Genomic DNA, 12,899 nt, shown 5'->3' with positions numbered 1-12,899 from the left:
AGGTCCTCGGCGGCCGGCGCCGCCGACTCGAGTGCTCTCCGCTGTTCGCCGCATGCCGTCTCCTCGCCTCCGCCTGCTCCCGCGCGCTCACCTGTGGCACGCCGAGCAGTGCTCGAGGCGCCTCACGCCGAGCTCCCGCGCGACTTGGCGGCCGATCCGCTCCGCGTCGGGGCCGGCGTCCCACTCCATGTCCGTGACGGCGGATGGCGGGCGGAGGTGCCGCTCCGGCGCCCTGTGGCAGTCGAGGCACCAGCCCATCGTCATCGGAGACACCTTCCGGACGTCGGGCATCTGGTCCACGCGGCCGTGGCACGTCACGCAGCCCACCCCCTTGTTCACGTGGATCGCGTGGTTGAAGTAGACGAAGTCGGGGATGTTGGTGACGCGGTTCCAGGCGATGGGCGTGTTCGAAAAAAAGCTGTTCCGGACGACCTCGAGCTTGGGGCTCTGATTCCAGATCTGGCTGTGGCACCCCATGCAGAGCGTGGTCGACGGCATCCCCGCCGTGCCGGCGCGCTCGACCGTGGAATGGCAGAACCGGCAATCGATGGCGTCGTCCTGCACATGGTGCCTGTGGTCGAACTGCACCGGCTGCTGCACGGGCTGGTTCCGCCCGGTGTTCCAGTCCGTGCGCACGTAGATCATCGGCGCTGCCACGGCCGCCGCGCCGCCGAGGAGGACGACGGCGATGGCGATTCGGAAGGCGGTGTTGCTCCAGCGCGGAAAGACGGATGCCATGATCTCGTGTAGCCGGCCTCGCTCGATGGGCGGCGTGGCGGCCATCTCCATCGATGCGGAGATCGCCGGGGTCGTTTCGCGATCTCGTCTCGCGCGCGCGCCGGGATCTCGCCTCGCGCGCGCCCCGGGAGCCGCGCGCTCAGGCGATCCCGGAGCGGCGCCGTCCGGCGTGCGCTCGATCGCGCCATGCGCGCGAGCGCCGTCCGCGAACACCAGATCTTCGCCTCGTGGGACGGAGATCTGCGATATCTTGCCGTGATGAGGCCATCGAACTCTGCCCTATCGCCCCTCCTGGTCATCGCGCTTCCGGTGGCGGCCGGGCTCGCCTTCTTCGCGTGCTCGCGCGACGAATCGATCTCCCCGCTGCCCCTCGGCACCGGCGGCGCGGCCTCCTCGGCCTCCTCGACCGGCGGGCCGGGCGGGAGCGGCGCCGGCGGTGACGGCGGCGCCGGCGGAAGCGGCGATGCCGGGGGCAGCTCCGGCGGGGGCGGCGCCGGCGAGGGCGGGGCCGGCGGTGACGGCGGCGATGGCGCGAGCGGCGGGGGCGGCGCGCGGCTGAGCTGCGCGCCGCCGTCCGAGGACGAGGGCGCGCTGAAGCTCACCCCGCTCGTCACCGGCCTCGAATCCCCGATCCTCGTGAAATCCGCGCCGGGCGACCCGACGCGGCTCTTCATCGTGACGCAGCCCGGCCAGATCCTCGTCCTCGACGAGGGGGCGACCGAGCCGACGGTCTTCCTCGACATCCGGGACCTCACCGTCTTCGCGGACGAGCGCGGCCTCCTCGGGCTCGCGTTCCACCCGGAGTACGAGAGCAACGGCCGCTTCTTCGTCCACTACTCCGACAAGGCGACGGGCGGCGACACGCGCGTCGTCGAGTTCGCGCGGGGCGAGCGCCCGGACGTGGCCAATCCGACGCCGGTGGCCACCTACCTCGAGCAGGCGCAGCCGGCGCGCAACCACAACGGCGGCTCGCTCGAGTTCAGCCCCGTCGACGGCTTTCTCTATCTCGCGCTCGGCGACGGCGGCAACAGCAACGATTCCGGCCCCGGCCACTCGCCCATCGGCAATGGCCAGGATCTCACGACGTGGCTCGGGAAGATCCTTCGCCTCGACGTCTCGACGCACCCGTACCGCATCCCGGAAGGCAACATGACCGGCGAGGGCGTCCTGCCCGAGATCTGGGACTATGGCCTGCGCAACCCGTACCGCTTCAGCTTCGACGCGTGCACGGGCGATCTCTACATCGCCGACGTCGGACAGCGGCTCTGGGAGGAGATCAACATCGAGCCGGCGGGGCAGGGCCGGAAGAACTATGGCTGGCGCGTCATGGAGGGCGCGCACTGCTTCTCGCCGGCGGAAAACTGCGATCCCGAGGGCACCACCACGCTCCCCGCCGCCGAATACGGCCATGCGGGGCAAGTGATCGAGGATTGCTCGGTCACCGGCGGCTACGTCTACCGGGGCAGCAAGATCCCCTGGCTCCGGGGCAGCTATCTGTTCGGCGACTACTGCAGCGGCCGGATCTGGACGCTGAGGTACGAGGGCGGGGTGGCGTCGGCGCCCGTCGACCGGACGGACGATCTCGGGTCGTTCCGCTTCAAGCTCGCCAGCTTCGGGCAGGACGGCACGGGCGAGGTCTACGTCATGGATTTCGGCGGCGGCGCCGTGTACCGCATCGATCCGGAGTGATGGCGCTCACATGGACCAGCGGAGCCCGGCGTAGCGCGGGCCGAGGACGAGCTCGGGCGGCGGCGCGGAGGCGGCCTTCTTCTCCGGCTGGACCGGCACCTTGCGGCCGCCGACGATGGCGAGCGGGATGCCGACGCCGGCGAAGACGACCCCGCCGACGATGAGCGCGACCCCGGCGTCCGCCGCGCTGGCATCTTCCTCGTAGGTGAAATCTTCCTCGAACGGGTCGGTGGGATCCCCGGTGTAATCCGGGTCCGTGGCCGAGCTCGCGGCGAGCGCCAGGCCCCCGCCGAGGAGGGCCACGGCGCCGATGCTCGTCAGGACGATGCCCGTGACCATCATCCCCTTGCTGCGGCGCCGGGTCAGCGGCTGCGGCGGGGGGGCTGGCGCCCGCCCGGCCACAGGCGCGAGCGCGGCGCCGCTCGCCGGCGGGGCGGCGGCGCGCGCCGGCGGCGGCGCGGCGGGGCCGCTCACCGGCGGGGCGGCGGCGCGGGCCGGCGCGCCCGCGAGCTGCGGGACGGCCACCGTCTCCGAGGCGCCGGCCTTGTTGAGCTCGACGGTCTTCACGAACGGCGATCGGCCGGCGGCGGAGGCCTCGACCGTGTGCTTTCCGGGATCCACGGGCACCGGCGTGCCCCACTGCGCGCGCCCCACGAGGGCGCCGTCGCGCTTCACCTGGAGGTCGGCCGGGGCGTCCGCGGGCGCCGTGATCGTCAGCCGGATGAGCTTCGGCTCCAGCGCCGTGGCGCGCTGCCGCGCGACCTTCTCGCGCTCCGGCTGGCCGGCGGCCTTGGCTGCGCCCGCCACGTCGAGGAACGTCGACCAGGCGCTCGCCGTCCGGCCGACCTGCTCGTAGCAGGCCGCGAGGTTGAACTGCGTGCCGATGCCGGGATCGAGCCGCTGGCTCTCCTCGAGCTTGGGGCACGCCTCGGCGTGCTTGCCCTGGGCCATCAGCTGCCGGGCCGCGTCGAACAGCGCCTGCGCCGCCGCCGTGTCGGCCCTGGCGTCGCGGCCGCCCCCCACGAGGGCGGCAAGGAACATCGCGAGCGCCAGCAGGCGCCCGAGGTGCTGCATGGGCAGGCTCGTCATGGTCGTGTCCTCACTTGCGATCGTCGAACAGGTTGCCGCTCGCCGGCGCGGCGGAAGGAGCGGCGGCCGGCCGGGCGGTCCGGGGCTGCGGCGCGGCCGCGGCGCCCGCGGGTGCGGGTGCGGGTCGAGGAGCGGCGCTCGCCGGGCGCGCCGCCGCGGGCTTGCCGCCGGCCGGTGTCGCGGAGGCGGCCGCGGCCGGGCCCGGCGCGGCGCGCTCCTCCGTCGGCGAGGGCGCCTCGACGCCGCCGGGCGTGACGGCCGGCGAGAGCGCCGCGGGCGCGTCCGGCGATGCCGCGGAGGCCGCCGGCGACGGCGCCGCGGGCGCGTCCGGCAGCGCCGCGGAGCCCGCCGGCGACGGCGCCGCCGCGGCGCTGGCGGACGGCTCGGCCGGGGCGCCGTCGCGGCCCGCGCGGGCGCTCAGGAAGCCGAAGATCCCGAGCGCGACGGCGAGCGACAGGCCGATGCCGGCCAGCGCGACGAGCCCCACGGGCCGCTTCCGCCGCACGACCGTCCCCGTCCACGGCGCGGAGGTGCTCGCCATCGTCGGCGAGATCGTCCCGCTCCGCGCCGGGGCGTCCGGCCGCGACGGCGCCGAGCTCCGCGAGATCCCGCTGATCCGGTCGATGGAGACCCGCGCGCGCCCGCTCGCGAACGGCGCGAGCGCCTCGGCCAGCGCCCCGACGTCGCGGAACCGCCGCTCCGGCAGCTTCTCCAGGCACCGCTGGATCACCGCCTCGAGCGCCGGGGGCACGTCGGGGCGGAACGAGGCGAGCGGGCGGGGGATCCCCTGCATGATCGCCACGCAGAGCTGCGGCATGGTCGCGCCGTCGAACGGCGGCGCGCCCGCGAGCAGCTCGAACAGGATGACGCCGAGCGACCAGATGTCGGTGCGCGCGTCGACGTCGCGCGCGGACTTGAGCTGCTCCGGCGACATGTAGAGCGGCGAGCCCATCACCGCCGTGGTGTCGGTGATCCGCGGATCGGCGCCGCCGGTCGCCACCTTCGAGATCCCGAAGTCGAGCACCTTCACGCACGGCGAGCCGTCGGCGCGCCGCGTCAGGAACAGGTTCGCCGGCTTGAGGTCGCGGTGGACGATGCCCGCGGCGTGCGCCTCGGCGAGCGCTTCGCAAGCCTGGAGCACGTATTCCACGGCGATCTGCGGCGGCATGGGCCCGCCGGCGCGGAGCGCGTCGGCGAGGTCGCTGCCCGACAGGTACTCCATCACCATGTACGGCGTGCCCGACTCGAGCGTCCCGACGTCGGTCACGCGGGCGACGTGCTCGCTCTTGACCTTCACCGCGGCGCGCGCCTCGCGCACGAAGCGCTCGGCCAGCGTGCGCGAGTGGGCGGCCGAGGGCAGGAGCAGCTTGATCGCGACCTGCTCCTCCAGCTGGAGGTGGGTGGCGGCGACGACGACGCCCATCCCGCCGACGCCGATCACCCGCTCGACGCGGTACTTGCCGGCGATCACCTGCCCCTGTCGAACCAGCCCTTCGGCTTCGTCGTGTGTCGGCGCGGTGCTCGTCATCGATCGGTCCCTTCGGCCCGCCGGATCGCGGATCGCGTGAAACGCGCGATCTTCGCGGAGAATCCGGCGCAAAGCCAGCCCACGATAGCCGCCGGGCGGACGGCAATCAACGTCATGGCTCGGCTCCGTCGCGCGCCTCCCCCGGCCCCGCGCCCGCGCCCGCGCGCCGCCCGCGCCTCCTCCGGCGCCCGCGCGCCGTCCACGCGGCCCGCGCCTCCCCCGGCGCCGCGCGGGGCCCGCGCCGCCCCCGGGGGGGGTCCCGCCGACGCCTCGCCGGGACGCTTCCCCCGGGCGTGAATCCGAGAGAACATCGCTCACGCCATGGAGCACGGTCACCCCGGCGGCGCGAGCGAGCGGCGTCAGCGGATCCTCGAGGCGACAGAGCGGCTCCTCCGCCGGTACGGGCCTGCCAAGACCACCGTCGCCGACATCGCGCGCGAGGCCGAGATCGCGGTCGGCGCCGTGTACCTGGAGTTCGCCTCGAAGGACGCCATCGTCGAGGAGCTCTCCCAGGGCCAGCACCGCGCCGTCATGGCCGCCATGCGCGCCGCCGCGGCCGTGGACGACCTGCCCTTCTGCGACCGGCTGCGCGCGGTGTTCGACGCCCGCGCGCGCTCCTTCCTGGAGCTCGCCGGCTCGGGCGCGCACGCCTGCGACCTCGTGCATTGCCAGAGCCGCGCCGTGAAGGCGGCCCACGCCCGCTTCCTCGACGAGGAGCGCGCCCTCCTCCGCGACCTCATCGCCCGCGGCGCCCGCGCGGGCGAGCTCGACGCCGAGGATCCCGAGCTCGCCGCGCGCGCGCTCCTCCGCGCCTACGCGAGCTTCTCCCCTCCGTGGCTGTTCCAGAGCTCCCGCGAGGAGGCGTTGGCGATGTTGTCCGCGGTCCACCGGATCGTCCTTTACGGCCTCGTCGGCCGCGCGCCCGCCCCCAAGCCGAGGCGCTGACGCGACGCGGGCGTATCCCCGCTCGCCGGCCCAGCCGCCTGCCCGGGCGGGCGCCGCGCGGCGGGCCCGAGATCCCGAGTCGCCGCCCCGGCGGCGGCGCGGGCCAGCGAGGCTGTTTGACGGGCTGCGTAACGCGCCTGCGCGGCGCGAGCTCGCGTCTTCCGGCCACGAAAGACCTCGATCCGCGCACCGCCAGGGCCAGTGTGCGCACTCCCTGGCTCGATGATCTCGAGCGCGCCAACACGCGCCAACACGCGCAAGCACGCGCAAACGTCGATAGCCGCCGAGTTCTCCCTGGAGTTTCGACAATTTCTGTGACAGCCGCGGATCGGCGGCTTATTATCCGCCCCTTGCTGGAGGGCAGTCATCGCCTCGCCAGATCGGAGCAGAGCCTTGCAAGCAGCTGTGGGCTATCGAAGCGAAGAGGTTGTGCAGACGACAAATGAGCGGTGGAGCCTCGTGCGCGCCGTGCGCGAGAGCGACGAGCGCCGCGTGCTGCTCAAGGGGCACCTCGACTCACCTCGTCATACGGCTGCTGCGGCCGCTTCTGCGCTGCTCAACGAATTCGAGATCACCCGCTCTCTCGACGCCGCGCGCGCGCTCTGCCCCGCGCGGGTGGAGCTCTCCGGCGAGACACCGGTGCTCGTCTTCGAGGACGAGGGGCTCGTGCCCCTCGACGCGCTCCTCGCGCGCGCTCCGCTCCGGATCGCGCAGCTCCTCTCGTGGGCGGCGCGCATGGCCGACGCGCTCGCCGAGGTGCACGGCGGCGGCGTGATCCACAAGCACATCCAGCCGCAAAGCTTCCTCGTCGACCCCGGGACTGGCGCGGTCCGGCTCACCCATTTCATGTTCTCGACGCGGCTCCGCAAGGAGCACCCGCAGGCCCAGAGCACGGTCGAGGAGGGCAGGCTCCCCTACATGTCGCCGGAGCAGACGGGCCGGATGAACCGGACGCTCGACTGGCGAACAGACCTCTACTCGCTCGGGGTCGTGTTCTACGTGATGCTCGCCGGGCGCCTGCCGTTCGACGCCTCGGGGCCGCTCGAGTGGATGCACGCGCACCTCGCCCGGCCGCCCGCGCCGCTGCCCGAGGACTCCGTCCCTCCGGCCGTGTCGGCCATCGTGATGAAGCTCCTCGCGAAGGACGCGGAGGAGCGGTACCAGAGCGCAGAGGGGCTGTCGAAGGACCTGGAGCGGTGCCAGCGCGCGCTCCGCGAGGCCGGGCGGATCGACCCGTTCCCGCCCGGCGAGCACGACGTCTCCGGTCACTTCCGCATCCCGCAGCGCCTCTACGGCCGCGAGGCGGAGGCGCAGCAGTACCTGTCGATCTTCGAGCGGGTGCTCCAGGGCAGCCGCGAGATGATCATGATCACGGGCTATTCCGGGATCGGCAAGACGTCGCTCGTGCACGAGATCTACAAGCCGCTCACGCGGGAGCACGGCTATTTCATCTCGGGCAAGTTCGACCGTCTCCACCGCGGGATCCCGTACTCCGCGGTGATCCAGGCGCTCCGGAGCCTGCTCCAGCAGGTGCTGGCGGAGAGCGCGGAGCGCGTCGAGGCCGCGCGGCAGTCGCTGCTGAAGCGCCTCGGGAGGAACGCGTCGCTGCTCGTCGAGGTGCTGCCCGAGCTCGGGATCGTCCTTGGCGCCGGGAACGTCCCGCCCGCGCCGGCCGAGCTCGGCCCTGCCGAGGCGCAGCACCGCCTCCTGCTGGCGTTCCGCGGGGTCCTCAAGGCGTTCTGCGGCCGCGAGCAGCCGCTCGTCCTGTTCCTCGACGACCTGCAATGGGCCGACGCGGGCTCGCTCTGGCTGCTCGAGGGGCTCCACGGCGGCGAGGATCTCGGGCCCTTGCTCCTCGTCGGGGCGTACCGCGACAACGAGGTGAACGAGAGCCATCCGCTGTGCCTGACGCTGAGGTCCGTGCAGGCGACCTCGGTGACGGTGAACACGATCAAGCTCTTCCCGCTGTCGTTCGCGTCGCTGACCCGGCTCGTGGCCGACACCCTGAGGCAGGACGCGAGGGCGGTGGAGCCGCTCGCCTGGCTGGTCATGCACAAGACGGAGGGGAACCCGTTCTTCGCGCGGCAGTTCCTGCAGGCGCTCGACGCGGACGGGCTCGTCTACTTCTGCCCGGAGGAGCGGCGCTTCGGGTGGGACATCGAGAAGATCGAGGCGCGCGGGTTCACCGAGAACGTCGTCGAGCTGATGAGCGGGCGGGTGCGCGGCCTCGACGCCGGGACGGTCGAGCTCCTGAGGCTCGCCGCGTGCATCGGGAACACGTTCGACCTGGAGACCCTCGCGGTCATCGCCGGCCTCGACCGGGCGGAGGTCGCGCGCCGCCTCGTGCCGGCGATCCGCGACGAGTACATCCTCGCGGTCGGCGAGCCCTCGAGCGCGCCGGGCGAGGCCGCCGGCCGCTACCGGTTCCTGCACGACCGGGTGCAGCAGGCCGTCTACGGGCTCATCGACAGGCCGCAGCGCGAGGCGGTCCACCTCCGGATCGGCCGCCGGCTGCTCGCAGCCGCGGGGCCGGAGGAGCGCTCCGAGCGCATCTTCGAGATCGTCGAGCAGCTCGACGAGGGGCTCGGCCTCGTGCAGTCGGTCGAGGAGCGGCTCGCGATCGCGCAGCTGAACCTGGAGGCGGCCGTGCGCGCCAAGCAGGCGACCGCGTACGCCGCCGCCCGGCGGTACCTGGAGGCGGGCCGCGGGCTGCTGCCGGCCGGCGCGTTCGGGTCGCACTACGCGCTCGCGTTCGCCCTGCTGCGGCAGCTGGCCGAGGTGGAGTACCTGCTCGGGGCGATGGACGCGGCCGAGGCGCTCGTCACCGAGGCGCTCGGCTACGCCAGGACGCCGGTCGAGAAGGCGGACCTGCTGAAGCTGCGGATGGTGCAGTACACGATGCGCGGGCGCTTCACCGACACGGTGGAGGCCGGGCGGGAGGCGCTGGCGCTGGTGGGCGTGGCGCTGCCGTCGCGCGCGAGCGCGGCGGAGCTCGACGCGCTGGTCGAGGCCGAGGCGGCGCGGGTCGAGCAGCTGCTCGGCGGCCGGGCGCCGGCGTCGCTGATCGAGGCGGAGGAGATCGCGGACGAGAGCCAGCGGCTCGCGGTGGGCGTGCTCAACGAGCTGATGGCGCCGCTGTACATGCTCAAGCTCGAGAAGCTGAACTTCTTCGCGTGCTGCAGCATCGTGCGGATCTCGCTCGAGCACGGCCTCGCGCCCGAGGCGTCGTACGGCTTCGCGATGTACGGCGGGCTGATCGGGCATTTCTACGGCGACTACCACCAGGGCTACGCGTTCGGCCGGCTGGCGGCGGACATCGGGCTTCGGTTCCGGATGCAGGGCGACTTCTGCCGCGCCTGCTACATCCTCGGCAACAACATCCAGTCGTGGGTGCGTCCGCTGTCGGAGACGGACGCGCTGTTCCGGGACGGCTACCGGGCGGGCCTGGACGCGGGCGATCTCCAGTTCGCGGGCTACTTCCTGATCTACCTGCTGCTCAACCCGCTGTTCCGCGGCGCGAGCGCGCGCGGGCTGCTCGACGAGCTGCCCGCGTCGCTGCGCTTCGCCAAGCGCACCAAGCACACGGTCGCCACGCACAGCATCCTCGGCCTGCTGCTGGCGCTGCGGGACCTGACGGGCGACGCGGCCGCGGTCGCCGAGGAGGCGCTGACGGAGGAGCAGTACCTCAAGGACTGCGAGGCGCACCAGACGCGCTACGCGCTCTGCCACTACCAGATCCTCAAGGCGACGTGCCTGTACCTGCACGGCCTGCCCGCGGAGGCGCTGCGGCTGGCGGACGAGGCGGAGGAGAACCTCGGCTTCCTCGCGGGGAAGTTCCAGACCGCGGCGCTCCGGTTCTACCGCGCGCTGGCGCTGGCGGCGCTGTTGCCCGAGGCGGCGGAGGGGGACCGGGCGCGGCTCCGGGCCGATCTGGACGCGTGCCGCGAGCGGCTGCGCGGCTGGGCGGAGAGCTGCCCGGCGAACTTCGCCCACAAGCACGCGCTGGTCGAGGCGGAGGCGGCGCGGCTGGACGGCCGGGTGGACGAGGCCGCGCGGCTGTACGAGCAGGCGATCGCGCTAGGCCGGCAGCACGCGTTCGTCAACATCGAGGCGCTCGCGTGCGAGCTGGCCGGCCGCTTCTGGATGTCGCGCGGCAGGACGCGCGTGGCGCTCGACTTTTTGACCGACGCGCTGCAGGCCTACGGCCGCTGGGGCCTGGGCCGCAAGATCGCGCTTTTGACCGAGGAGTTCCCGCTGATCAAGCCCGGGCGCGAGCGGGGCGCGCGGGCGGACGTGTTCGACGCGGAGACGCTGCTCAAGGCGGCGCGCGTGCTCTCCGAGGAGCTGGTCGTCGAGCGGCTGCTCAGCAGCATGGTGCAGGTGCTCGTCGAGAACGCGGGCGCCGAGCGGGGGGCGCTGCTGCTCGTCCGCGGCGACGACCTCGCGCTGGTGGCGCTGGGCACGGCGCACCCGCCGGCGTCGAGGGCGCTGCCGTCGATCCCGCTCGAGGACCAGAGCGACGAGGTCTGCGCCTCGGCGGTGCGGCTCGCGGTGCGCACGCGGCAGAGCGTGATCTACGCCGACGCCTCGCAGGACCCGGCCGTGCGGGACGACCCGTACGTGAGCGCGCGCAAGGTCCGGTCGATGCTGTGCGCGCCGCTGCTGTTCAAGGGGCGGGCGCTCGGCGCGATCTACCTCGAGAACAACCTGTTCGAGGGGCTCTTCGGGCCCGAGCGGCTCGAGATCCTGCACCTGCTCGCCGCGCAGGCGGCCGTCTCGTTCAACAACGCGCTCGTCTACGAGAGCCTCGAGCGCATGGTGGAGGAGCGCACGCGCGAGCTCCGGAGCACGCAGCAGCAGCTCGTCGACGCCGCGCGCAAGGCCGGGATGGCCGAGGTCGCGGGCAGCGCCATGCACAACGTGGGCAACGCGCTGAACAGCGTCATGGTGCTGCGGATGCAGCTCTCGGAGAGGATCGCGGGCTCGCGCGTCCCGCGGCTCGGCCAGGTCGCGCAGCTCCTGAAGGCGCACCGGGACGACCTCGCCGGGTTCCTCTCGGACGACCCGCGCGGCCAGCGGCTGATCGAGTACGTCGACGAGCTGGCGCGCCACCTCGCGGCCGAGCAGGAGGCCGCGGCCGGCGAGCTCGCGGAGCTCGGCGAGTGCGTGGCCCGCATCCGCGACATCGTGTCCGATCAGCTGCGCAACGCCGGGATGAAGCTCATCGTCGAGCCGGTCATGGTCTCCTCGGTGGTCGAGGACGCCCTGCGCGTCGGGCTGAACCGCGCCGAGCGCGCGCACCACGGCATCGAGGTCGTCTGCGAGCTCTCGGACGAGGCGCGGGTCGAGACGGACCGGCACCGGCTGCTCCAGATCGTCACGAACCTCATCACGAACGCGCGGCGGGCGGTGTGCCACGCGGTGGGCCCGGATCGCCGGGTGCTCGTGCGGTGCGCGCCGCGGGAGGGGGGTGGCTGCTCGGTGGAGGTCGAGGACACCGGCGTGGGCATCGCGTCGGACCACCTGGCGCGGCTGTTCCAGCAGGGGTTCACCACGTGGCCCGAGGGCACGGGGCTCGGCCTGCACGCGAGCGTGCTGGAGGCCCGCCTGCTCGGCGCGGACCTCCGCGTGGAGAGCGACGGCCCCGGCCAGGGCGCGAAGTTCACGCTCGAGCTCCCGGCCACCGCGCCCCGGAGCGGGAAGCGGCGCGCCGAGGCGCTCGCTTGACGCGCGCCCGGGCGGTGCGTAGCGGCGATCTTCCGCGCACGGCAGGGCCGGCTCGCTCGGATCGAGGGGGCCGGCGCGGGCCGAGGTACCGATGAACAAGGCGAGCGTGCTCCACAGAACGAGGATCCTGGTCGTCGACGACAACGCCGCGATCCACAGCGATTTCCAGCGGATCTTGAAGGTCGGGCCCCAGAGGTCGTCGCTCGAGGAGCACGAGGCCGAGCTCTTCGGCGACCTCGACGCGCCGATGACGCTCCCGGTGGTCGAGCTCGACGTCGAGCTCACGCTGGCGCACCAGGGGGAGGAGGGGGTCGAGCTCGTGCGCGAGGCGCGGGCGCGCGGGGAGCCCTACGCGGTGGCGTTCGTGGACTTCCGGATGCCTCCCGGGATCGACGGGGTCGAGACGATCCACCGGATCTTCGAGGAGGATCCGGACGTGCAAGCGGTGTTCTGCACGGCGTACACCGACCTGTCCTGGAAGGAGATCGCGAGCCGGCTCTCGCAGGTGGACCGGTACCTGGTCCTCAAGAAGCCGTTCGAGCCGGTGGAGGTGCGGCAGATGGCCGCGGCGCTGAGCGCGAAGTGGCGGCACCAGCGGGAGCGCGCGAGGGCGCACGCGGCGCTGCTCGAGCGCGAGGCGCACCTCACCGAGCTCCGGCAGCGCCAGGAGGAGGAGAGCCGGCTGCGCGAGCGGGAGATCGCGCTCCGGGCGCAGGTCGAGGCGCTCGGGGCGCTGTCGACGCCGATCGTGCCGATCTCCCGGCGCGCGGTCGTGGTCCCGCTCGTGGGGGAGTTCGACGCGCGGCGCGGCGAGGGCATGCGGTCGGCGCTGCTCGCGGGGATCGTCGCGCGGGGCACCCGGACGGCGATCATCGACGTGACGGGCGTGCCGAGGATGGATGAGGCGATGGCGATGGAGCTCGAGCGGACGGCCGGCGCGGTCCGGCTGCTCGGCGCGGAGCCGGTGCTGACCGGCCTCGGCCCGGAGGCGGCGCTGCAGCTGGTCGCGCTCGGCGTCTCGCTTTCGGGGTTAAGGACGTTTTTGACGCTCCAGGAGGGCGTCGCGTTCGCCCTCCGGCGGCACAAGGTTTAGGTGCCCTGCTCGCAGGGGGGTGGATGCGCCCTGTGCGCATCCACCCTCGAGAGCAGGGTTGCCTCCAGCGCGCGTCGTGGGGAGAGCTCC

At 73.4% G+C, this 12,899-nt stretch carries 7 protein-coding genes; 4 read left to right on the top strand and 3 right to left on the bottom strand.

Annotated features, from left to right (window positions below; translation table 11 throughout):
- Positions 1-87 precede the first annotated feature (87 nt).
- Positions 88-738, bottom strand: coding sequence for a cytochrome c3 family protein (locus WMF33_RS27315; protein ID WP_061628056.1), 651 nt, complete (start codon positions 736-738; stop codon positions 88-90).
- Positions 739-996: 258 nt separating this feature from the next.
- Here WMF33_RS27315 and WMF33_RS27310 point away from each other — a divergent pair, with 258 nt between their 5' ends.
- A complete protein-coding gene (locus tag WMF33_RS27310) occupies positions 997-2,427 on the top strand; it encodes a PQQ-dependent sugar dehydrogenase (protein WP_437331373.1) in 1,431 nt (476 codons plus the stop codon).
- Between the two features lie 6 nt (positions 2,428-2,433).
- Here the strand turns inward: WMF33_RS27310 and WMF33_RS27305 are convergent, their stop codons facing one another.
- Both WMF33_RS27305 and WMF33_RS27300 read right to left on the bottom strand, forming a co-directional pair.
- Complete coding sequence (locus tag WMF33_RS27305) at positions 2,434-3,516, bottom strand: hypothetical protein (RefSeq protein WP_437331372.1); 1,083 nt, start codon at positions 3,514-3,516, stop codon at positions 2,434-2,436.
- A 10-nt stretch (positions 3,517-3,526) separates the two neighbouring features.
- Positions 3,527-5,044, bottom strand: a complete 1,518-nt coding sequence (locus WMF33_RS27300; RefSeq protein WP_437331371.1) for a serine/threonine-protein kinase — start codon at positions 5,042-5,044, stop codon at positions 3,527-3,529.
- A 321-nt stretch (positions 5,045-5,365) separates the two neighbouring features.
- Here WMF33_RS27300 and WMF33_RS27295 point away from each other — a divergent pair, with 321 nt between their 5' ends.
- The 3 genes from WMF33_RS27295 (at position 5,366) to WMF33_RS27285 (ending at position 12,809) form a co-directional block, all read left to right on the top strand.
- Positions 5,366-5,989 carry a TetR/AcrR family transcriptional regulator gene (locus WMF33_RS27295; RefSeq protein WP_437331370.1) on the top strand — a complete coding sequence of 208 codons (624 nt, stop codon included), beginning with the start codon at positions 5,366-5,368 and terminating at the stop codon, positions 5,987-5,989.
- A gap of 429 nt (positions 5,990-6,418) precedes the next feature.
- Positions 6,419-11,716, top strand: coding sequence for a trifunctional serine/threonine-protein kinase/ATP-binding protein/sensor histidine kinase (locus WMF33_RS27290; protein ID WP_437331369.1), 5,298 nt, complete (start codon positions 6,419-6,421; stop codon positions 11,714-11,716).
- A gap of 91 nt (positions 11,717-11,807) precedes the next feature.
- Positions 11,808-12,809, top strand: coding sequence for a response regulator (locus WMF33_RS27285; protein ID WP_437331368.1), 1,002 nt, complete (start codon positions 11,808-11,810; stop codon positions 12,807-12,809).
- Positions 12,810-12,899: the final 90 nt, after the last annotated feature.

The organism is Sorangium sp. So ce394 (assembly GCF_051474665.1).
GTDB lineage: Bacteria > Myxococcota_A > Polyangia > Polyangiales > Polyangiaceae > Sorangium > Sorangium cellulosum_D.
The sequence above is the reverse complement of the archived record's forward strand: the minus strand, read 5'-3'. Positions and strand labels throughout refer to the sequence as shown.

Excerpts from the sequence above, each read along its gene's own strand:
- WMF33_RS27285 (WP_437331368.1), top strand. The coding sequence starts at position 11,808 with ATGAACAAGGCGAGCGTGCTCCACAGAACGAGGATCCTGGTCGTCGAC.
- WMF33_RS27295 (WP_437331370.1), top strand. The coding sequence starts at position 5,366 with ATGGAGCACGGTCACCCCGGCGGCGCGAGCGAGCGGCGTCAGCGGATC.
- WMF33_RS27310 (WP_437331373.1), top strand. The coding sequence starts at position 997 with ATGAGGCCATCGAACTCTGCCCTATCGCCCCTCCTGGTCATCGCGCTT.
- WMF33_RS27300 (WP_437331371.1), bottom strand. The coding sequence starts at position 5,044 with ATGACGAGCACCGCGCCGACACACGACGAAGCCGAAGGGCTGGTTCGA.
- WMF33_RS27315 (WP_061628056.1), bottom strand. The coding sequence starts at position 738 with ATGGCATCCGTCTTTCCGCGCTGGAGCAACACCGCCTTCCGAATCGCC.
- WMF33_RS27305 (WP_437331372.1), bottom strand. The coding sequence starts at position 3,516 with ATGACGAGCCTGCCCATGCAGCACCTCGGGCGCCTGCTGGCGCTCGCG.